Origin of the sequence: Planosporangium mesophilum (assembly GCF_016863255.1) — a bacterium.
In the GTDB taxonomy this organism is placed as follows: domain Bacteria; phylum Actinomycetota; class Actinomycetes; order Mycobacteriales; family Micromonosporaceae; genus Planosporangium; species Planosporangium mesophilum.
Window position 1 is genome coordinate 1 of record NZ_BOON01000014.1, and the last position, 20,677, is coordinate 20,677.

Sequence of the window (20,677 nt, forward strand, 5' to 3'; positions counted from 1 at the left end):
CCGGCACGAGCGGGATTCCGAGCGCCTTGCTGATCTGGTCATCGACCCCACGGAAGCTCCAGAGAGCGAAGTCTCCGCACGGCTGACGTTCAGCCGGCAGCCGATTCCCAGCATCGTCTACGAAGGCCCCGGTCCAGGTGCGGAAGCAATGGACCGGCAGGAGATCGGCCGGTGTCAGCGGCTGGCTGGCGACGGTCTCGAAGTAGCCGCGCGACCAGCCGAGGCGGTTGGTAAACAGGGGCGGTACCAGCAGGCGGTCGGGTGTGAGCTGGGCGAGCTCGGGCACCTTGGACCGGCAGCGGTGGCGGTAGATATAGATCAGGTTCGAGCGCGGTGTCGGTGCGCACTCTTCCGGGATGTCAACACGGATCACCCGCCCGAAGATGTACGTCTCGTCTGGAAGACCCACAACGAAGATGTCACCGGGTGTAAGGCGTCGCCGGGAGGGCTTCAACACCCGGATGTTGGTCAGGACCGATTCAGGCATGCAGCCATACTGGCCCACCAGGTGCTCGTCAGTGGCCATCACCTGCGCAATAGCACTGGGTGGCGGCACACCGCTGGCTGCCAATCGATAAATGACGCTCCTATTTCACGCAAGCGGCTTGACGCTGGTTTCACCAACCGCCGTGCGGACTGTCCGCCAGGTCGCCTTCGACCTTGGCTCGTAGCGCTGCGAACGCCTGGTCCCGGTCGATGTCCGCGGCATTGGCCCATAGTTGCAGGGCAACATCCGTGATCCGCGCCAACGCGTAGCAGGCCGCTTGCGGCTCTCGGGCGAGGTCGTCGGCGATGTTGGAGATGTCGGCGTCCTCGTCGTGCATCCATGCCTCGACGAGATCGAGCGCCGCCACGTGGCGGGCATGGAATTGCTGTCGGTCACTGGGCACGAGCAGGTCCTGGTCTACGGGTGATCGTCGTTTCTGCCAGGTAAGGATAGGTCTCGCAGGCTATGTCGCGCTTGAGGCAGCGCAGGATCTCGGGCTTGGTCTTGCCTTCGCTGATGCGGCGGGCGACGTAGTCCTTGGTGGGTTGGTGGCAGTGCATGCGGACCAAAGCGATGCGCCACAGGGCGTTGTTGGCCAGCCGGTCCCCGCCGCGGTGCAGGCGATGCCGGTCGGTGCGTCCCGAGGACACGGGAATGGGTGCGACTTCGACGCCCGACCCATCCTCGTTGACGCCTCGTCGAGTGGTTGCACCGACCACATGAACGCCTGTCACGTATTGACCGGAGTCCGACAAGCTGGCTGCCGGAGGCGAGGAACGAGCCGTCGCGAAGCGCTGCCCGCCGTTCCGATCGTCTCGCAGCCCCTGCTGTGCTGACCCCGTGACGCCTGGAACTCTTGGTGATCACGGGGTGGTGGTCGCATCGTCCAGGTCGTCGCGCAACTTCGCGAGGTGGGTGACCGCCCGCCGGACGTCGAACGGCTCCAGCCCGGCCAGGTCCAGGTCCCGGCGAAGGAACGCGACGGCGAGGTTGCGGAACTCGTACAGTTGCGGCGGCCGCGGCCCACCGTTGCGCGCCCACCGGTCGCAACTGTCCCGCAGCCCCAGTATCGCGCCGCGCGTCGCCGCGTCCGCGCACATCCCGCCGGCGGAGTACAGCCATGCGTTCAGCTCCTCGGCCACCGCGGCGGCCACCTCCGCGGTCAGGTCGGTGCGGCGCAGCGACGACAGGGGCGCCATCGCGCTGAAGGCGGCGGGGTAGGACGCCAGCCGGGTCCGGTGCAGTTCGAGGGCGCGGGTCGAGCCGGCGGCCCCGACCAGGTCCCGGCGGATCTGTTCGCGCGTCAGGGCCCAGACGCCGCCGGCCGCGAGGAGCGCGACGAACCCCGAGAGTAGGAGCGCCGTGACTGCTGCGGGCATGGTGGACCGTCCTCCCCGGTCCGGCCACCGTGAACGGACCACGGACGCACAACTTACCCCGTATCGACGATTGTCAGTTGCTGTCAGTCGATGAGTGCATAAAGGGGCAACGGGGGTCAGCCCGGGACCGAGGAGGCAGGCTCCGCGAGGGTACGCAGATACGTACCGTCCATCGGGTCGTATCCGAGCCGCAGCGTCGTGTCCGCGGCCAGCCGTACCGCGAGCGCCCGGGCGGTCGGCCCCGGATCCGTGGTGGGTACGACGGCCACGGCCAGCGCGCCCTCGTCGAGCAGCTCGGCCAGCAGGGCGCACTCCGGCTCGCCGAGGTGCGGGTACGCGTCGAGGAACACCGCGGTGACCCGGAACCGGGGCAGGCGGGCGCGGAGCGCCTCGACCAGGGCCGTCGGGCCGAACGCGGCGGACTCGTCGTGGCCGTACGTGATCACCAGTTCGTGGTGGGCGGCCAGGTCGGCCAGGGTGGCCGCGGTCTCGGCCGGTGACCTGGCGGCGTCCGCCGCGGCCACCGCGACGACGGTGGTGGCGGTCGCGTCCAGGTCGGCGGGGAGCGTCGGTGTCAGGGGGTAGGCCAGCGCGCCGTCCACCAGTTCGCGCCGCATGCGCAGGTGCAGCGCCGTCGCCAGCGCCACGTTGGCGAGCAGCATCAGGCCGATCTCGTACGAGCCGTCCAACCGCTCGACCACGGACAGGACCAGCGGCGGCAGCAGGGCGGCCAGGCACCCGGTGGCGCCGAGCACGCCGGCCACCAGGCCGGCCCGGCCGCGCGGGATGGTCCGGCCGACGAGGTCGCAGACGACGCCGCCCACCGTACCGAGGCCGACGGCGACGCCCAGGAACCCGACGACCGTCACCGGCAGCGGGGGCTGGAACGCCAGCACGACGCCGAGGGCGCCGACCCCGGCGAAGCAGCACGTCAGGACCGCGACGGCGTCCCGCCGCCCGGCGAGCCAGCCACCGAACGGCCGCGACAGCGCCGCCGCGGCGACCGACAGCGCCATCAGCACCGCCGCGCCGGCCCAGTCCATTCGGTACACACGGTTCAGGTAGGTCGGCAGGTACACGATCATCGCCAGCAGGCCGCCGGCGGCGACGGCGTAGAGCGCGACCCAGTACCGCATCGCGCTCAGTCCCAGCATGGCGGCGATGTCCCGGAGCGTCGACCGGTCGGCGCGGCGGGCCGGGGCGTCCCGGACCAGGACGGCGGCGACGACGGCGTACCCGGCCGGTACCGCGGCCGTCGCGAGCAGGGCGGTACCGGCCCCGAGCGGGCCGATCAGCGGCCGGACCACGGTGGCGCCGATCGCGGCGCCGCCGATACCGGCCCCGAAGGCGCTCAGCCGGAGCCCGCGCCGGCCCGGCCCGTCCCAGCGCGCCACCAGGCCCGCGCCCACCGTGAACGCGGTGCCGCCGGTGCCCAGGGCGCAGCAGGCCAGGATCAGGGCCGGGACGGTCCGGACCACCGCGAGGGCCGCCAGCGCGCCCGCCGAGACGAGACTGACCAGCGGGAACGTCCACCGCGCACCGTAGCGGTCGGTGAGCGCACCCACCGGTATGCACGCCAGCGCCCCGACCACGAGCGGTGCCGCGACCACGGCGGCCCGGGCCACCCGCCCCGGGCTGTACTGCTGCACCAGATACGGCTCGAGCGCGCTGACCAGCATCCAGGCCGCAGAGTTGACCGCGAAGCCGAGGGTGGCGAGCACCGTGATCGGCAAACTCCGGGCCGGGCTGATCGTCAACGGATCACCTCTTGCGAGCGGTGGCGCGCCGGCACGCGCCGTGCCGAACGCTCTCCCAGCCTACGAATAGGTGGGCGTCACCGCGACCCGTGGTGATCCACGCCTCCGTACTGCGACGTGTAACGCTTTCGGGGGCTCTGTCGTGCTGATCGTTACCGACTGCGACGAGACTGTACCGGTGACCGAGCACCTACCTGGCGCGACTTCTCCCGACGTGTACCACGACCGGTGGCTGGACGGCCGTCGGCAACGGCTCTACACGGCGCGGGAGTGGCTGCTCGCCGGCGGGTGCGCGCTCCTGTACGGGCCGGTCGGGGTCGGCAAGTCCGCCGCGCTCGACATGGTCACCGCGACCGCGATCCAGTCGCGGGTACTGCGCTGGGCGCCGACCGTGCGGGACGCGGACCGGCGGTTCGCGTTCCTCGTCGGGCTGCTGGGCGCGGTCAGCCCGGCCGAGCTGGACGCGGTCACCGGGCCGCGCCGCCAGGTGCTCGCCGCGGCGGCCCGGGGCGAGCTGGCGCTGGTCGCTCCCGACGCGGTGCGGCTCTCCGTGCTGAGCCTGTTCCGGGCGCTGGCCCGGTCACGGCCGCTGCTCGTGGTCGTCGACGATCTCCAGTGGGTCGACGAGGCGAGCGCCGACGTCCTGCGGTTCGTGTCCTCCCGGGTGGACGATGTGCCGGTGCAGGTGGCGGCGGCGGAGTTGGTGGAGCCGGAGGGTCTGCCGCGGCGCCGCGCGCTGTGCCCCTCGCCGCTGCTGGTGGTGCGGCTGGAGCCGGTTGGCCCTACCACAGCGTGACGGGCCGGCTGATCAGCCGGCCCGTCGCTCCTTCCCTTACTTCCAGTGCTTGCTGGACCACTTGTCGCCGGCCCAGTACGTGCCGGCCCAGTAGGTCCCGGCCCAGTACGTGCCGGTCCAGTAGTGCTTGGACCAGTCGTCGTCGGCCCACGCGGACGCACCGGCCCACGGGCGGCCCGGCCAGGCGGCCGACGCCCAGGTACGGGACGCCCAGGAACTTCCCGTCCAGCCGTCGCCGGCCATCCGGTACCCCATCCAGACGCCGCCGTTCCACGCGGTGCGCGCGGCGCTGCGGTACGTCCAGTCGGCCACGTTGAACGGGCCGAACAGCGAGACTTCGCCCACCAGCGGCAGGCCGTTGCGGGAGACGTGCAGGCTGCCCCGGCTCATCTCGAGCGAGCCCAGGCCCATCGACCGCATCGCCGCCTGCGTGCCCGACGGGGTCGACCTGGACAGCGCCGCCGCCAGGTTGAGCTCGCCCAGCCGCATGGTGGCGGCCTTGCCCTTCGTCAGCGGCGTGGCCGACGCCTTGAGCAGCGCCTTGACCTGGTCGGGGGTGAGGTCCGGCCGGTTCTGCAGCAGCAGCGCCACCGCCCCGGACACGACCGCGGTCGCCTGGGACGAGCCGGTGCCCTTGAACAGCCGGTCGCCGACCCGGGCGATCGGGAACGCGGTGTCGATCGACGAGCCCGGGTCACGCAGCGAGACGATCGACTCGCCCGGGGCGAGCAGGTCCACGTTGCGCAGGTTGGAGACCGAGCTGAACAGCGACAGTTCGTCGTCGGCGTAGTCCCGGGTGCCCTTGGTCGACGCCGAGCCCACCGACAGGACGAACGGGTCGTACGCCGGGTTCGACAGGTTGGACGACCTGGTGCTGCCGTTGCCGCCCGCGACGACCACCACGATCCCGTTGCGCCAGGCGTTCTCGACCGCGTAGGTCAGCGGATCCACCAGGGCCGGCTGGCTGCTGTTCGACCCGTACGCGAGGTTGATCACCCTGATCGGGTTGGCCGGGTCGTCGTTGCGGTGCGCGACCACCCAGTCCACCGCCGCGATCATCTGCGACACGTCGACCGCGCCGTGCGCCGTGCCGACCTTGACCGAGGTCAGCTTGGCCTTCGGGGCGAGGCCCCTGAACCCGCTGGCCGGATCGTCGCCGATGATGATCCCGGCCATGTGCGTACCGTGGCCGAACGTGTCCAGGTAGCGCACGGTGTCGCCCTGGGACTCGAAGGACAGGTCGGGCCCGTTGACCACCTGAGCCGCCGGCAGGCCCGGCACCTGGACGACTCCGGTGTCGATCAGCGCGACGCCGACACCACTGCCGTCGGAGCCGCTCGGGGCGCCGATCATCGCCGCGATGTCGCTGACCTTCGTCGCGGTGGCGGTGCTGGACCAGTCGGTCGACTGCCATCCGCCGCCGTCGAAGGGCGGACGGGCTGACGGCGGATGCGCCGTCTGTACCGCGCCGGCGAGCGCGGCCGGCGGTGCCGGCAGCCCGCCCGGTACCGCGGGCGCGGCCACGACGGCGAGTGCGCCGATCGTGGCGAGCCAGCGGCCCCGTCGGGCTGCCCTCGTTCCATCTCGTGACACCGGATCTCCTTCCGTGGGTCCGGAACCCTGGGGTCGGCTTCTCAACGATCCGGCTCTGATCACTGAATGTCACCGGCCTGCAACCGAAATCGTCCGGAACGCGACCGCAAACACCGGGGCGGTGTACGACGACGGGCCGACACCGACGGACCGGTCGGCAAACAGGCTCAGGTGTGGTGCGCCGCTGCCGACCACGAGGTCATGACTCCACGGCCAGCAGGGACGGTGTCGTGACGTCCGGCCCGGCGCACGGCCCCGCCCAGCCCGTCACCGATCCGGTGACCGGGGCGTACCCGCGTGCCCTGCTGCAGCCACGACTGGACGAGGAGCTGGCCCGGGCCGACCGGGTGGGCGGCTCCTGCTCGGTGTTCCTGTTCGACGTGGACTTCTTCAAGACGGTGAACGACGCGTACGGGCACCTGCGCGGTGACGAGGTGCTGCGGCAGCTCTCCGAGCGGGTGAAGGCGGTCGTACGCGGCGGGGACGCCCTCTTCCGGTACGGCGGCGACGAGTTCGTGCTGGTCCTGCCCGGCACCGACCGGGCCGAGGCGATCGGCCTGGCACTGCGCCTGACCGAGGAGATCCGGGCCACCGACTTCGCCGGGCAGCCGCCGCTGCACCTGTCGATCAGCCTGGGGGTCGCCACCTACCCCGAGGACGCCGACGACACCGTCTCCCTGATCTCCTGCGCCGACCGGCGCAACTACCTGGCCAAGCGGCGGGGTCGGGGCGGCGCGGTCGCCGACGACGCCGACACCGACACCGGCACCGCGATCTCCCGGCTGTGGGAGCGGGACGCCCCGATGGCCGCGGCCCAGGAGTTCCTGACCCGGCTGCTGACCGCGCGGCGCGGTGCGCTGCGGGTGACCGGCGAGCCGGGCGCCGGGTACACCCGGTTCCTGTCCGAGGTCGCCACCGTGGCCCGCCTGCGCGGCTTCGCCGTCGTACCGGTCTCGCCCGGCGGCGACGCGCGACCGGATGCCGCCGAGGGCGCTCCGGTGCTGCTGGTCAGCGACCTCGGTGACGATCAGCGGGCCGCCGAGGCGGTCGGCCGGCTGCTGGCAGGCGAGGACCCACCGGAGTCGCTCGGTCTGGTGTACGCGAGCACCGACGCCGAACCGGCGTCGGTCGGCCTTCCGCTGCTGGCCGGCGCCGAGCTGGCGCCGTGGTCACCGGCCGCGCTGCGGATCTTCCTGCGCCACCGGTTGCAGGGCGAACCCACCCGGACGCTGGTGAACTGGCTGGCCGGGCACAGCGGCGGCCTGCCGGCCCGGGCGGTGGGCGAGCTGGAGCGGCTGCGGGCACGCGGCGGCCTGGTCGCCACGGCCAGCGGCGGCTGGACGCTGTCCCCGTCGATGCTGGGCCGTCCGCGCCGGCGCGGACGGTTGCCCGTACCCATGACCAAGCTGGTGGGGCGGCAACGGGAACGGATCCGGGTGGCCGAGCTGCTGGCGGGCGGCCGGCTGGTCACCCTCGTCGGCCCGGGCGGGATCGGCAAGACCCGGCTGTCGCTGGCCGTGGCCGGTGACGTCGCCGAGTCCTATGACGACGGTGCGGTCTTCGTCTCGCTTGCCGAGACCACCCGCGCCGACCTCGTCGTGGCCGCGATCGCGCGGGCTCTGGAGGTCGCCGAGGCGCCCGGCCAGCCGCTGCTCGACAGCGTCACCGAACACCTCGCCGAGGCGCGCCTGCTGCTCCTGCTGGACAACTTCGAGCAGGTCATGGAGGCGGCCGGGGTGGTGAGCGAGCTGCTCGCCGCCGCCCCCGGGGTCACCGTCCTGGTCACCAGCCGGCAGCGGCTGTCGCTCTACGGCGAGCAGGTCTACCCGGTACCCCCGCTGCCCCTGCCCGATCCCCGTACCCTCACCGGCGTCGAACAGGCGCTCGCCGACTCCCCGGCGCTGGCCCTGTTCGAGCAGCGGGCCCGGGCCGCCGACGTCGACTTCGCGCTCACGCCGGCGACGCTGCCGGTCGTCGCGGCGCTGTGCCGGCGCCTCGACGGGCTGCCGCTGGCGATCGAGCTGGCGGCCGCCCGGATCGACCGGCTCACCCCGGAGGAGCTGCTGGTCGCCCTCGCCCAGCACCTGGACGCGCTCGGCGGAGGCCCCCGCGACCTGCCGGAGCGCCAGCAGACCCTGCGGGGCACCATCGACTGGAGCTTCGCCCTGCTCGATGAGGCGGACCAGCGCCTGTTCACCCGGCTCGGGGTGTTCGCCGGCGGGTGGACCGTTGAGGCGGCCGCCGACGTCTTCGCCGTCGCCGAGTCCTCCGATGTGGACCTTGCCCCGGCCGGCGACCTCGCCGCGCGGCTGGCCGCGCTCGCCGACAAGAGCCTGATCGTCGGAGAACCCGACGGCCGGTACCGGATGCTGGAGACGATCCGCGCGTACGTGGTCGCCAAGCTGGCCTCCTGCCCGTCCGCCGGCGCCGTCCGGGCCCGGCACGCCGTCTACTACGCCGACCTGGCCGAGCGCTCCGCGGTCGGGCTGACCGGGCCGGAGCAGGCCGCCTGGGCGAGCCTGCTGGACTGCGAGTACCAGAACCTGCGGGCCGCCTTCGCGACCGGGGACCCGGACATCGCCGTCCGGCTGTGCCTGGGGCTGTGGCGGTACTGGATGGGCGGCAGCCGGATCGGGGAGGGGCGCGGCTGGCTGGCCCAGGTGCTGGCCCGTACCGACACGCTGACCGACGCTGCCGCCGCCAAGCTGCTGTACGCCGCCGCGGTGCTCGCCGCCTGCCAGGACGACCACGAGGAGGCGTACCTGCTCGGTACCGACGGGCTGCGCCGGGCCGAGACGGCGGCCGACCCACGGGCCATCGCCCAGGCGCGTAACGCGCTCGGCCTGGCCGCCATCGGCTCGGGGCGGTACGCCATGGCCACCGAGCACCTGCGGGAGAGCCTGGCGATCTGGCGCGCCCTGGACGCCGCTCCCGGAATGGCGATCGCACTGGGCAACCTGACCAAGGCCTCGCTGCGGCTGGGTGACATCGACGCGGCGGACCGGTACGCCCACGAGTGCCTGGAGCTGGAGCGGGCCGCGGGCAACACCCGGGGCATCGTGCTGGGCCTCGGGTGCCTCGGCGAGATCATGCTCGCCAAGGGCGACGTGCGCGGTGCGCGTACCGCCCTGGAGGAGAGCCTGAGCCTCAGCCGTACCCTCGGCGACCTGTTCGGCGAGGCGACCGTGCTCCATCTGCTCGGTACCGTCGCCCGGGCCGAGGGCGACGCCGACGAGGCGCTGCGCCTGTTCACCGGCGCGCTGGTCCGCCGCCACGAGGTCGGCGACCGCGAGGACCTCGCCGCTTCGCTGGACAGCGTCGCCGGCCTGGTGGTCGACCGCGACCCGACCCTGGCGGCGCACCTGCTCGGCGCGGCCGACGGGGTACGGGACCGGCACCGGCTGCCGGCGCCGGCTGCCGGCGACGGGGAGGCCACCCTCGACGCGGTACGGGCCAGGCTCGGCGCGCCGCAGTTCACGTCGGCGTGGACGACCGGTCGGGCCGCGCCGATCGGGCTGATCGTCGACCAGGCGCTCGACCTGGTCCCCTCAGCAGCCTGATCACCAGGGTCGATTCTGGGTATCGTCCCGGTATGGCAGCCCGTACCGAGATCCTCGACATCGCCGGCCGGGAGGTGACGATCACCAATCCCGACAAGGTCTTCTTCCCGCAGACCGGACACACCAAGCTGGACCTCGTCCGGTACTACCTGGCGGTGGCCGACGGGGCGCTGCGCGGCGTGGGCGGCCGGCCGATGGCGCTCAAGCGGTACGTCAACGGCGTCGAGGGGGAGGCGTTCTACCAGAAGCGGGCGCCGCAGTCGCGTCCCGACTGGATCTCCACGGTCGAGCTGCGGTTCCCGTCCGGGCGCACCGCCGAGGAGATCGTGGTCCGCGACGCCGCCCAGCTCGCCTGGGTGATCAATCTCGGCTGCGTCGACCTGCACGCCCATCCCGTCCGGGCCGACGATCTGGAGCACCCCGACGAGCTGCGGGTGGACCTCGACCCGGTACCGGGGGTGTCCTGGGACCAGGTGCGGCGGGTGGCCCTGGTGGCCCGCGAGGTCCTCGCCGACTTCGGGCTGACCGGCTGGCCGAAGACCTCCGGCTCGCGGGGCATGCACGTGTACGCGCGGATCGAGCGGCGCTGGACGTTCCCCGAGGTCCGCCGCGCCGCGGTCGCGCTGGCGCGCGAGATCGAGCACCGGGTACCGGACGAGGCGACGAGCCGGTGGTGGAAGGAGGAGCGGCACGGCGTCTTCGTGGACTTCAACCAGAACGCGAAGGATCGCACCACCGCGAGCGCGTACTCCGTGCGGCCCACACCGCACGGGCGGGTCTCGACGCCGCTGACCTGGGACGAGGTACCCGGCTGCGACCCGGCGACGTTCACTCTTGCCACCGTGCCGGCCCGGTACGCGCAGGTGGGTGATCCGTGGGCCGGCATCGACGACGCGGCCGGCTCCCTGGAGCCCCTGCTGCGACTGGCGCAGGAGCACAAGGAGGCCGGCCTCGACGAGGCGCCGCCGGAACGGGCCGGTACGGCCAAGGGCGGCCGCCGCCGGTCCACCATGCCGCTCATCGAGATCGCGCGGGCGGCCGGCCGGGACGAGGCCATGGCCGGCCTGGAGCGCTGGAAGGCCCGGTACCCGAAGGTCTGGACCTACCTCGAACCCTCCGACGTGCTGGTCGACTCGATGCGCGGTCGCAGCAGCACGTGGACCCGGATCCGGCTCAACCTGCGCCACGTACCGGAGGCGGAGCGACCACCTCAGGAGGCCCTCGACGTCGACTTCGACCCGTGGAAGGGGTAGGTACCGGGCATGGACGACATCACCGCACTCATCCTCGACGATCATCACGCCTTCCGCCGCGGCTTCGCCCGGCTCGACGACACCACGGACCGGCGGGAACTGGCGGCGGTGTGGAGCCAGCTCGCCACCCACCTGGAGATCCACGCCGAGGCGGAGGAGGAGATCCTCTACCCGCACCTGCTCAGGCGCGGCGAGCCGGGCGCCGCGGAGGAGGAGACCGAGGACGCCATCCGCGACCACAACAACATCCGCGACGCCGTCGTCGAGGCCAACCGGCATCCGGTCGGGTCCGACGAGTGGTGGGCGGGGGTCTGGAAGGCCCGTACCGAGAACAGCGAGCACCTGGCCGAGGAGGAGGACCAGGCGCTGCCGGACTTCCGCAAGCACGCGAGCGTGGACCTGCGCGCCGAGCTCGCCAGGAAGTGGCTCGTCTTCTACGGAGAGCACCCCTGCGGCAAGGGCCTGAAGATCAGGGACAAGGATCCCGAAAAGTACGTCGAAACGCTCCGATGACCTGCTGAGCGCCGGCACCGGGTCGATGCCATCATCGAACGGTGCTGGCCAGGGCATGGTGCGCGGTGTCCACCGCGGTGCTGATCGCCGTCTCGGCGTGCGGTGACCGTCCGCTCAAGCGCGGCGACAGTGCGGGCTGGACCGTGACGATCTTCTACACCGCCGTGCAGGCGCACCACTCGGGCTTCCCGGCCAAGGTCACGGGCTGCCGCAGCATCGACTGCGAGTACGGCGGCGACGACCTCGGCACGTACCCGGCCGACTTCGTCGCCGCCGTCCACGACCAGGGCACCGGCCGCACCGCCTCCGGCCGGTACCTCAACTGGTCGTACGACGTCGGGTACTGGCTGGACGACGCGCCGCGCGACGGCTCCGGCCGGCGGCTGCGCCCGTTCGAGTCGGCCGTCGCCGACCGGGACGTCCTGGCGGCCGCCACCCGGTTCACGATCTCGGACTGCGGCCGCGCCGACGACGGCAGGACGCTGCCGGCGGAGATCTGCGCGAAACTGCGGGCCGCGCGCTGGACCGTCGTCGACGAGTTCACCCCCGGCCTGGGCGGCCGGCGCAAGACCGACGTGTACATCGGCGAGGAGACCGGCAGCGACTTCACCGACGGGCCCTGGTACACGACGTTCGAGGAGGCCGCGCTGCACGTCGGCTAGCGGATACCCGCTACCGGCGGGGCGGCACCGGGATCCGGTCGAGGTCCGAGGCGACCACGATGTCGCCGGAGAACTCCTCGGCCGCCTCCGCCCCGAACGCGGTCGGATCGGTGTAGCGCTGCGAGAAGTGGGTGAGCACCAGGCGGCGTACGCCCGACTCGGCCGCCACCCGCGCGGCCTGCTTCGCGGTGAGGTGACCGTACTCGCGCGCCAGGCCTGAGTCGGCGTGCAGGAAGGTCGACTCGATGACGAGCAGGTCGACGCCCTCGGCCAGGGCGTAGACGGCGTCGCAGAGCCGGGTGTCCATGACGAACGCGAACCGCTGCCCGGGCCGGGGCTCGCTGACGTCGGCAATGTCGACACGGTCGGCGGCGCCGACACTGCCGGCGCCGGCGATCCAACCTTGCCGTTGCAGCTCACCGATGCGCGGCCCGGAGATGCCGGCCGCCGCGAGCCGGTCCGGGAGCATCCGCCGGCCGTCCGGCTCGACCAGGCGGTACCCGTACGCCTCGACCGGGTGGTCGAGCCGGCGCGCCTCCAGCCGCCCGAAGTCGCCGACCGCGACGACCGTCTCGGCCCCGGACACCGGCTCCTCGCGCAGGTCGGCCGTCTCGTGGAAGGCGCTGGCGCGGCGCAGCCGGGCGAAGTACTCCCGACCGGAGGCCGGGTAGTGGGCGTGGACGGGGTGCGGCACCCGGTCCAGGGACAGTCGCTGCACCACCCCCGGCACCCCCAGGCAGTGGTCACCGTGGAAGTGGCTCACGCAGATCCGGGTGACCGCGCTGGTGGAGACCCCGGCGAACAGCATCTGCCGCTGGGTGCCCTCACCCGGGTCGAACAGCAGCCCCTCGCGGTCCCAGCGCAGGAGGTAGCCGTTGTGGTTGCGGTACCGGCTCGGCACCTGGCTGCCGGTACCGAGGACGACCAGTTCACGCACGGACATACGCTACTGGCGTGATCGTGGACCTGGAGTGCGAGGCCGTACTGTTCGACCTGGACGGTGTCCTGGTCGACTCGCTCGGCGTGGCCGAGCGCATCCTGCGCGACTGGGCGGCGGAGCACGGGGTCGACGGTGATCACGCGGTGGCGCTGTCGCACGGCCGGCGCGACGTCGACCTGATCGCGTTGCTGGCGCCGGACCTGGACGTGGCGGCCGAGGTCGCGTGGATCGTGGATCGCGAGGAGCGCGCGGTCGACGGGATCACGGCGATGCCCGGTGCGCTCGACCTGCTCGCCGCGGTGCCGCCGGGGCGGTGGGCGGTCGTGACCTCGGGCGCCCGGGCCGTGGCGCGGGCCCGGATGGGGGCCGCCCGGCTACCCGAGCCGGCGCACCTGGTCGCGGCCGAGGACGTCCGGCGGGGCAAGCCCGATCCGGAGCCTTACCTGCGCGGGGCGCGGCTGCTCGGCGTCGCGGCGGAACGCTGCGTCGTCATCGAGGACGCCATGTCCGGGGTACGGGCGGCGCTCGCGGCGGGCATGCGCTGCGTGGGCGTCGGCGCCGAGGTGGTGCCGTCGGCCGTGACGCTGCACGTGGCGAACCTGAACGAGCTGAGCGCGGTCGTCGACGGTGGCGTTATTTCTCTTTCGGCCACTGCGGCATCTTCGCGATCGACTCGGCGATCTGGTGCACCTCACGCGGGTTAGGGTTCACCCCGAGCCCGCGCAGCCGCTCGGTGAGTATCTTGGCGACCTCCTGCTCCGGCGAGCCGGCGTGGCTGGTCACCACCTGGGCGACGACGTACTGCAGGCGCTGCGCGACCTGCGCCTGATACGGCGACAACGAGACGCGGTCCAGGGTGACCGCGGGGATCTTCTGCTCCATGGGTTCAGAAAATAGTCATCGATGCGTACGGAACAAGAAGTGGCGGCCAGCCGCAACCGGTTAGCCGCCACCTTGCACCCGACACGTCCCCCGCTCAGCCGGACAGCAGTCGGCCGATCGTGGTAACGAGGTCGCCGTAGAACGTCCCGTCGAGGTTGCGGAAAAGCTCGAACTTCTCGCCCGGGCTGCCGAAGAACGGCCGCAGCGTCCAGCCGAGCTGGGTGCCGACGAAGCCGAACAGCAGGATCCAGATGTACAGCAGCGTCATGCTCGTCGGCCGCTGGCCGGCGGGCGGCTGCGGCTGCACCGGCCGCGGGCGGTCGGCCGGGAACTGCACCCGGACCGGGGGCGCCGTCGGCAGGTGCTGGGCGACCGCCACGGTCCCGTCGACCGTCGCGCCGTCGCCGGCCGCTGCCGCCAGCACCTTCTCGGGCTCTTTCACCTCGGCCGGCGCGGCGACCGCGCGCCTGGCCTCGGCCTCGACGGCGGCCAGGTGCTCCTGATGGTCGTTGAGCATGCGCATCCCGGCCGTCAGGAACCGGAGGCCGACGAACGCCGTGAGCACCAGGATGCACACGTTGAGCAGCTTGAAGAACGAGTAGCTGTGCGCGCTGATCAGGAAGAACAGGCTGATCGGGGCGAACGCGAGCGTCAGCACCGAGGTGACGGTGACGGCCACCATGATCAGCGTCACCGTCTGGAGCACCGACAGGCGGGCGCCGAAGACCAGGTTGAACAGGTACAGCGTGGGGAGGCAGATGGCCAGCGTGGCGAGGAACAGCAGCGGTAGCTTCACGGCCGAGGAGAGCGCCTGTAGCCAGCCGTAGTTGGCGCCGAGGACCGCACCGTAGATCGCCAGGCTCACCGCGGAGGTACCGAGCATCTGGCCGGTCAGTTGGCGCAGCCCCTGCTCGTCGATGATCTGTCGCCAGAGCCCGTCCCGGTCTCGCAGAATCCGCTCGATGACCAGAAGACCCGATTGCTGCTGCTCCACATGCCCTCCGACTGGCTCCGGGGTGGATGTCGCGTGGACGACAGCCGGAGAGTACCGGCGCCGGCGCATCCGCGCTGCCCCCTTACGCTGCGGCGATGATGCGGTCACGCATGTGCCACGGTCGATGTGACCGCCGGTCGGGGCGATAGCCTGTCCGGCGAGGGGGTGTGCGCTGTGGACGGTCTTCGGGTCTCGGACGCCGATCGGATGCGGGTCGTGGCCGCCCTCGAGCGGCACACCGCCGCCGGCCGGCTCAGCCTCGACGAGTTCTCCGACCGGGTCGGCCGGGCGCTCGCCGCGGCGACCCGCCACGACCTCGCGCGGGTCACCAGCGACCTGCCGGCCGAGCCGGCGTCGCAGTCGCGCCAACTGCTGCTGGCGTTCCTGCTGGCGATGCTGACCATGGCCGGGCTCGCGCTGGTCCTCGTCCTGGGGCGCTAGGTCGGGGTCCTGGGGCGCCGGGCTCCGGGGCGTCGATCTTCAGCCGTTGACGCGCACCAGCATCGCCGCCATGTCGGCATCCGCCCCGCCGTGCAACGCACCGACCACATGGGACACGACCGCTTCCAGGTCGTCGCGGCCGGCGTGCGTACCCGCGCCGAGCAGGGGATCGAGCGCGCCGACCAGGTCGGTGCCGCGGGCGCCGACGAGACTGTCGGTGTACAGCAGCAGCCGGTCGCCCGGCGCCACCTCGAGCGTCGAGTCCTCGTACGTCACCTGGGCCACCACGCCCACCGGCAGGCCCAGCGGCCCCGGCAGCAGCTCCGCCCCGCCATCGCCGCGGTACCGCACCGGCACCGCCTGCCCGGCCGACGCCCAGCACAGCCGGTGTTCCCGGGAGTCGTACCGGGCTACGACCAGGGTCGCCGTCCGCTCCGGCTCCAGGGCGCACAGCATCGTGTTGACCGCCGCCAGGATCTCGCCCGGTGACATGTTCAGCGCGGCGTAGGAGCGCACCGCGTACCGCAGCCGCGCCGCCGCCGCCATCGCCGCCAGCCCGCTGCCGGCCACGTCGCCCACGACCAGCAGGCTGGCGCCGTCGGGCAGCGCGCACGCGTCGTGCCAGTCGCCGTTGACCTGCCCGGTGGAGTTCGAGGTACGGCTGCGGCCGGTGACCCACAGCCCCTCGGTGGTCCCCAGCTCCGGCTCGCTGGGCAGCAGCGCCCGCTGCAGCGACTGCGCCGCCCGCAGCTCCGCGTCCACCCGGCGGCGCTGCGCGGTCAGGGCCTCCTCGGCCAGTCGCAGCCGGCCCTGCAGCGCGCGCTCCTCGGTGACGTCCTGCACGGTGCCGCGGACCGTGGTGACCGTACCGCCGGCGTCGACCACCGGCGCGGCGACGATGCGAAGCTGGCGCCCGGCCAGCCGGCCCGCACCCCGGAACTCCCAGCTCAGCTGCTCGCCACCGGTCAGGGTGCGGTGGATGGCGTCCTGGACGGCCGGCAGGTCGTCCTCGTGTACGCAGCCGGCCAGCCCCTCCGCGCTGATCCGGCCGGGCCGCTCGTCGCCCCGGTACATGCGGTAGAGCTGCGGCGAGCAGCGTGGCTCGGGGTCGGCCAGGTCCCAGTGGAACGAGCCGATCCGGGCGATCCGCTCCGCGTCCAGCAGCTGCGGGTGGATCAGTTCGTGCTCGGAGTGCTCCCGCCACACCAGGAGCACCCGGTCCCAGAGGCGACCGGCCTGCGCGGTGATCAGCCGGGTGCTCGCCGGGTCCACCCGGGTCGGGCCCAGTCGCACGGCCCCGCCGTTGTGCAGCAGGTCGGCGAGGCGGGGCAGCAGCCGTTCGCTGCCGACCCGGGGGTACGCCAGCAGCAGCGTGGCGTCCTCGCCGGCGCGGGCCGGGGAGATCAGCTCGGCCGCGGCGGCGTTGGCGTGCCAGATCCGGAAGTCGACGATCCGCCCGTCCTCCGTCACCGGCGCGAGCACCGCGGCCGGCTCGGGCACGGTCTCCAGCACGATGGCCAGCCAGGACGCCGGATCGGAGTCCGGGCCGGCGGTGAGGTCGGGGCCGCCGGAGGCCGGTGACGGTGCCCGGTCGGCCACCTGGGCGGCCGCGCGGGCGACCGGCGGAGCCAGCGCGGACAGGTAGCGACGGGAGGTGTCGTCGAGGTCGATCGGCTCGTCCCAGGACAGGCCGAGCGAACCGATCACCCGGTCGCCGTCCAGCAGCGGCGCGGCGAAGACCGCCTCGGCCGCGTACGGGAGCTCCGCCATGGCCGGGAACCGCTCGGCGAGCACCTTCGGGTCGGTGATCAGCAGCGCGGCGCGGTCCTGGGCGGCCGTCACGATCGGGACGTCGAACTGCGGCGGTACCCGCCTCCAGGCGCCGCGCTCGCCGGCGCTCATCCCGTGGGCGCCGACGAGGCGGTGCGCCCCGGCCGGCTCGAGCAGGGTGATGACCACGGTCGCCGGCGCGGGCCAGCTGGTGACCGCGGTACCGATCACCTCGGCAACCTCGTCGAAGGTCGTCGAGGCGGCCACCCGCGAGCTGATGAGCTGGTGCTGGGCCTGCAGTGCCTCGTGCTCCGGCGCCCGCGCCGACCGGCCGGTCGCAGCCGCCCCGCCCGCCGGCCGCCTGCCTGTTGCCGGGGTCGGGGTCGCGCGCCGGACCGGCGTCGCCCGTCGGGCCGGGGCGGGGGTCGTGCCCCGCGCCGGGGCCGGCCGTCCGCCGTCGGAGAGTTCGGTGACCGGCGTGACCTGCGGGTCGGCGGCGGTACCGCCGACGATCGACGCGGCGACCTCGATGAGTTTGATGTTGGCCCGCTGGGACAGCTTCACCAGGTGGTCGAAGCCCTCGTCGGGAGTGACGCCCAGGCGTTCCACGAGGACGCCCTTGGCCTGCTCGATCACCGCCCGGTTGCGCATCGCCGCGCGTACCCCGGTCAGTTCCGTCCGCAGCTTGGCCACCAGCGCGGCGAGCGCCTCGGTCGGCTCCGGCGTGTCGGCCGCACCGGGCGCAGGCTGCCGCCCGGCCCCGTCGCGCCGAAGATCACCCGGCCGCTCCCGCATCCGCTCCCGCTCCTTACATTCGCCGGTCACATCGTATTCGAGTATCGCCGCCGCCTCGAAAGGGCGAGCAGCGCCGCAGGCCCTGCCGGCCCACCATCGTGCCTCATCGGTGGGCGGATCCCCGGTGACCTGGGTCGCATACGGCCGTGTCGATCAGCAACCGCTCAGCGTACCTGGTGCAGCGCAAATTGATGTTTGCCGGGCATGGGGCCGGGTAGTGCATCGGCACAGGCAGTCGGCGTCGGCGCGGCCCAACGGGTCGCGCTAGCCGTAAGTGTGCACCGGGGTGGGGAGCGGGGGTCGGGTGTTGCAGGGCCAACGGTTCGCGGCAGCGCTCCTCGACCGGGACGGCACGCTCGTGGAGGACGTGCCCTACAACGGTAATCCGGACCTGGTCCGGCCGGTACCCGGCGCCCGTGCCGCGCTCGACCGGCTGCGTGGGGCCGGGCTGCGGCTGGCGGTGGTCAGCAACCAGTCCGGCGTGGCCCGGGGCCTGCTGACGCACGAGCAGGTACGACGCGTCAACGAGCGCGTCGAGGAGCTGCTCGGTCCGTTCGACACCTGGCACTACTGTCCCCACGGCCCCGACGACGCCTGCGACTGCCGCAAGCCGGCTGCGGGCATGGTACTCGGCGCGGCCCGGGCGCTCGGCGTACCGGTGGAGCGCTGCGTGATGATCGGCGACATCGGCGCCGACGTGGCGGCCGGGCTGGCCGCCGGTGCCGCCGCGGTACTGGTACCCACGCAGGTCACCCGGGCCGAGGAGGTCGCCGCGGCTCCGGTCGTGGCCGCTGATCTCGCCGCCGCCGCGGACTGGATCCTCGGGACACCGCCGCAGCGCCCCAGAGTTCTCGTCGCCCGCACCGACTCCGCCGGCGACGTCCTCCTCACCGGCCCCGCCATCCGAGCCGTGGCTGCCGGAGCAGCGCATACCACTCTGTTGTGCGGGCCGCGCGGACATGACGCGGCCCGTTTGCTTCCCGGCGTCGACGAGCTGATCGAGTGGCGGGTGCCGTGGATCGACCCGCAGCCGCCGCCGGTCGACGGTTCCGAGATCGACGCCCTGGTCAAAGACCTCGAGGCGCGGCAGTTCGACAAGGCCATCATCTTCACCTCGTTCCACCAGTCCCCGCTGCCACTCGCGCTGCTGCTGCGGCTGGCCGGCGTCCCGTACATCGCGGCGATCTCCGAGGACTACCCGGGATCGCTGCTCGACGTCCGGCACCGGGGCGTCGACGAGGACATCTCGGAGGTCGAGCGGGCGCTGTCGCTGACCGCCGCGGCGGGCTTCCCGCTGCCGGCCGGCGACGACGGGCGGCTGCGGGTACGCCTGCCGTTGCCGGCCGGCGACAGATCTTCGGCCGACGCCGTCGTCGCAGGGCTGCCGGACGGGTACGTCGTCGTGCACCCCGGTGCCAGCGTGGCGGCGCGGGCCTGCCCGCCCCGGCGGTGCCGGGAGTTCGTGGCCGGGCTGGTCGGGGCAGGGCACCCGGTCGTGGTCACCGGCGCGGAGAGCGAGCGCGAGCTGACCCGGTACGTGGCCGCCGACGAGGCGGTCGATCTGGGCGGGCGGACCACGATGGCGCAGCTGGCGGCGGTCCTGGGCGGTGCCCGTTGCGCGGTGGTCGCCAACACCGGCCCGGCCCACCTGGCCGCGGCGGTCGGCACCCCGGTGGTGAGCCTGTTCGCGCCGACCGTGCCGTTCCAGCGGTGGCGGCCGTACGGCGTACCGGTCGTTCGGCTGGGCGATCCCGACGCGCCCTGCCGCGACACCCGCGCCGCGGTCTGCCCGGTACCCGAACACCCATGCCTGTCCACTGTGACCGCCGCTGACGTCGTCGGCGCGGTGGCGGCCCTGACCACCCGAAACGGCGGTGGAGTTTGAGGATCCTGCTCTGGCACGTGCACGGGGCCTGGACCACGGCATTCGTCCAGGGGGGACACGAGTACCTGGTGCCCACCACGCCGGACCGGGGGCCGTACGGGCTCGGTCGGGCCCGCACCTATCCGTGGCCGGACAGCGTCCGCGAGGTCGCGCCGGAGGCACTGCCGGACACCGACGTCGACCTGGTACTGCTCCAGCGCCCCGAGGAGTGGGAGCTGGCCGAGGGCTGGCTCGGCCGCCGGCTGGGGGTCGACGTGCCGGCCGTCTTCGTCGAGCACAACACGCCCAAGCAGGGCGACGTGCCGAACAGCCGGCACCCGATGGCCGACCGCGACGACGTGACACTCGTCCACGTCACCCACTACAACCGGCTGATCTGGGACAGCGGGGGCACCCGCACCGAGGTCGTGGAGCACGGCATCCCCGACCCCGGCCCGATCTACACCGGCGACCTGCGGCGCATCGCGACCGCGATCAACGAGCCGATCCGCCGGTGGCGCGTGACCGGTACCGACCTGCTGCCGCGGTTCACCGCGGTCGCGCCGGTCGACGTGTACGGCATGAAGGTGACCGGTCTGGCAGACAAGCTCGGCCTTCCCGGCGAGCGGATGGAGGTCTTCGAGGATCCGCCGCAGGCGCGGATGCACGCCGCGATCGCCCGGCGCCGGGTGTACCTGCACCCGCACCGGTGGACCTCGCTGGGGCTGTCCCTGCTGGAGGCCATGAGCTGCGGCGTGCCGGTGGTCGTCCTGGCTACGACCGAGTCGGTGATGGCCGTCCCGCCGGGCGCGGGCGTGCTGTCGACGAACGTGGACGAGCTGGTGGAAGGGGCCCGGTGGCTCGCGTCCGACGCCGAGGCCGCCCGCTGCTGCGGTGAGGCGGCCCGTCGCGCCGCACGGACCAGGTACGGACTGGGTCGGTTCCTTGCCGACTGGGACGCGCTGATGAAGGAGGTAACTTCGTGACGCGA

19 protein-coding genes are annotated in these 20,677 nt (G+C 73.0%); 9 read left to right on the top strand and 10 right to left on the bottom strand.

Annotated elements, in window-relative coordinates:
- From Pme01_RS07160 to Pme01_RS07180, 5 genes are all read right to left on the bottom strand, one after another.
- On the bottom strand, positions 1 to 526 hold a 526-nt coding region (locus Pme01_RS07160; protein WP_203935477.1), incomplete at its 3' end, for an immunity 26/phosphotriesterase HocA family protein.
- Positions 527 to 617: 91 nt separating this feature from the next.
- On the bottom strand, positions 618 to 854 hold the full coding sequence (locus Pme01_RS07165; protein ID WP_168117250.1) for a hypothetical protein: 237 nt from the start codon (positions 852 to 854) through the stop codon (positions 618 to 620).
- A gap of 25 nt (positions 855 to 879) precedes the next feature.
- Positions 880 to 1,221 (bottom strand): transposase, encoded by a 342-nt coding sequence (locus tag Pme01_RS07170; RefSeq protein ID WP_203935478.1) that lies wholly within the window; start codon positions 1,219 to 1,221, stop codon positions 880 to 882.
- A gap of 129 nt (positions 1,222 to 1,350) precedes the next feature.
- Positions 1,351 to 1,866 carry a hypothetical protein gene (locus tag Pme01_RS07175; RefSeq protein WP_168117251.1) on the bottom strand — a complete coding sequence of 172 codons (516 nt, stop codon included), beginning with the start codon at positions 1,864 to 1,866 and terminating at the stop codon, positions 1,351 to 1,353.
- 116 nt (positions 1,867 to 1,982) lie between these two features.
- The gene (locus Pme01_RS07180) at positions 1,983 to 3,623 is read right to left on the bottom strand and encodes an MFS transporter (RefSeq protein ID WP_168117252.1); all 1,641 of its coding nucleotides are present in this window, start codon (positions 3,621 to 3,623) and stop codon (positions 1,983 to 1,985) included.
- A gap of 178 nt (positions 3,624 to 3,801) precedes the next feature.
- Here Pme01_RS07180 and Pme01_RS07185 point away from each other — a divergent pair, with 178 nt between their 5' ends.
- Positions 3,802 to 4,419, top strand: a complete 618-nt coding sequence (locus Pme01_RS07185) for an ATP-binding protein (RefSeq protein ID WP_168117253.1) — start codon at positions 3,802 to 3,804, stop codon at positions 4,417 to 4,419.
- A 36-nt stretch (positions 4,420 to 4,455) separates the two neighbouring features.
- Here the strand turns inward: Pme01_RS07185 and Pme01_RS31410 are convergent, their stop codons facing one another.
- A complete protein-coding gene (locus Pme01_RS31410) occupies positions 4,456 to 6,012 on the bottom strand; it encodes a S8 family serine peptidase (protein ID WP_168117254.1) in 1,557 nt (518 codons plus the stop codon).
- Between the two features lie 230 nt (positions 6,013 to 6,242).
- On the opposite strand from Pme01_RS31410, the gene Pme01_RS07195 reads away from it, so the two are divergent.
- From Pme01_RS07195 to Pme01_RS07210, 4 genes are read left to right on the top strand one after another with little or no spacing between them, the layout of a single operon-like run.
- A complete protein-coding gene (locus Pme01_RS07195; RefSeq protein WP_168117255.1) occupies positions 6,243 to 9,572 on the top strand; it encodes a diguanylate cyclase in 3,330 nt (1,109 codons plus the stop codon).
- Between the two features lie 32 nt (positions 9,573 to 9,604).
- Positions 9,605 to 10,825, top strand: a complete 1,221-nt coding sequence (gene ligD / locus Pme01_RS07200) for a non-homologous end-joining DNA ligase (RefSeq protein ID WP_168117256.1) — start codon at positions 9,605 to 9,607, stop codon at positions 10,823 to 10,825.
- 9 nt (positions 10,826 to 10,834) lie between these two features.
- Positions 10,835 to 11,338 (top strand): hemerythrin domain-containing protein, encoded by a 504-nt coding sequence (locus Pme01_RS07205; RefSeq protein ID WP_168117257.1) that lies wholly within the window; start codon positions 10,835 to 10,837, stop codon positions 11,336 to 11,338.
- A 41-nt stretch (positions 11,339 to 11,379) separates the two neighbouring features.
- The gene (locus Pme01_RS07210; protein ID WP_203935479.1) at positions 11,380 to 12,000 is read left to right on the top strand and encodes a hypothetical protein; all 621 of its coding nucleotides are present in this window, start codon (positions 11,380 to 11,382) and stop codon (positions 11,998 to 12,000) included.
- A 10-nt stretch (positions 12,001 to 12,010) separates the two neighbouring features.
- Here Pme01_RS07210 and Pme01_RS07215 read toward each other — a convergent pair whose 3' ends face one another.
- Positions 12,011 to 12,943: a ribonuclease Z gene (locus tag Pme01_RS07215; protein WP_168117258.1), complete on the bottom strand. Its 933-nt coding sequence runs from the start codon at positions 12,941 to 12,943 to the stop codon at positions 12,011 to 12,013.
- Positions 12,944 to 12,954: 11 nt separating this feature from the next.
- Here Pme01_RS07215 and Pme01_RS07220 point away from each other — a divergent pair, with 11 nt between their 5' ends.
- Positions 12,955 to 13,644, top strand: coding sequence for an HAD-IA family hydrolase (locus Pme01_RS07220; protein WP_168117259.1), 690 nt, complete (start codon positions 12,955 to 12,957; stop codon positions 13,642 to 13,644).
- Here the strand turns inward: Pme01_RS07220 and Pme01_RS07225 are convergent.
- Both Pme01_RS07225 and Pme01_RS07230 read right to left on the bottom strand, forming a co-directional pair.
- The gene (locus Pme01_RS07225; RefSeq protein WP_168117260.1) at positions 13,574 to 13,822 is read right to left on the bottom strand and encodes a hypothetical protein; all 249 of its coding nucleotides are present in this window, start codon (positions 13,820 to 13,822) and stop codon (positions 13,574 to 13,576) included. The genes Pme01_RS07220 and Pme01_RS07225 overlap by 71 nt on opposite strands.
- Before the next feature lie 94 nt (positions 13,823 to 13,916).
- Positions 13,917 to 14,816 (bottom strand): hypothetical protein, encoded by a 900-nt coding sequence (locus Pme01_RS07230; protein ID WP_168117261.1) that lies wholly within the window; start codon positions 14,814 to 14,816, stop codon positions 13,917 to 13,919.
- A gap of 174 nt (positions 14,817 to 14,990) precedes the next feature.
- Between Pme01_RS07230 and Pme01_RS07235 the strand changes: the two genes are divergently transcribed.
- Complete coding sequence (locus tag Pme01_RS07235) at positions 14,991 to 15,257, top strand: DUF1707 SHOCT-like domain-containing protein (protein WP_168117262.1); 267 nt, start codon at positions 14,991 to 14,993, stop codon at positions 15,255 to 15,257.
- A gap of 39 nt (positions 15,258 to 15,296) precedes the next feature.
- Here Pme01_RS07235 and Pme01_RS07240 read toward each other — a convergent pair whose 3' ends face one another.
- Positions 15,297 to 17,822, bottom strand: a complete 2,526-nt coding sequence (locus Pme01_RS07240; RefSeq protein ID WP_203935480.1) for a SpoIIE family protein phosphatase — start codon at positions 17,820 to 17,822, stop codon at positions 15,297 to 15,299.
- 304 nt (positions 17,823 to 18,126) lie between these two features.
- Here Pme01_RS07240 and Pme01_RS07245 point away from each other — a divergent pair, with 304 nt between their 5' ends.
- Together Pme01_RS07245 and Pme01_RS07250 are read left to right on the top strand one after the other, a co-directional pair.
- A complete protein-coding gene (locus Pme01_RS07245; protein ID WP_239088068.1) occupies positions 18,127 to 19,707 on the top strand; it encodes an HAD-IIIA family hydrolase in 1,581 nt (526 codons plus the stop codon).
- Positions 19,704 to 20,672, top strand: coding sequence for a glycosyltransferase (locus tag Pme01_RS07250; RefSeq protein ID WP_168117265.1), 969 nt, complete (start codon positions 19,704 to 19,706; stop codon positions 20,670 to 20,672). The genes Pme01_RS07245 and Pme01_RS07250 overlap by 4 nt, the downstream gene beginning before the upstream one ends.
- Positions 20,673 to 20,677: the final 5 nt, after the last annotated feature.

Excerpts from the sequence above, each read along its gene's own strand:
- Pme01_RS07175 (WP_168117251.1), bottom strand. The coding sequence starts at position 1,866 with ATGCCCGCAGCAGTCACGGCGCTCCTACTCTCGGGGTTCGTCGCGCTC.
- ligD (WP_168117256.1), top strand. The coding sequence starts at position 9,605 with ATGGCAGCCCGTACCGAGATCCTCGACATCGCCGGCCGGGAGGTGACG.
- Pme01_RS07205 (WP_168117257.1), top strand. The coding sequence starts at position 10,835 with ATGGACGACATCACCGCACTCATCCTCGACGATCATCACGCCTTCCGC.
- Pme01_RS07215 (WP_168117258.1), bottom strand. The coding sequence starts at position 12,943 with ATGTCCGTGCGTGAACTGGTCGTCCTCGGTACCGGCAGCCAGGTGCCG.
- Pme01_RS07225 (WP_168117260.1), bottom strand. The coding sequence starts at position 13,822 with ATGGAGCAGAAGATCCCCGCGGTCACCCTGGACCGCGTCTCGTTGTCG.
- Pme01_RS07240 (WP_203935480.1), bottom strand. The coding sequence starts at position 17,822 with ATGCGGGAGCGGCCGGGTGATCTTCGGCGCGACGGGGCCGGGCGGCAG.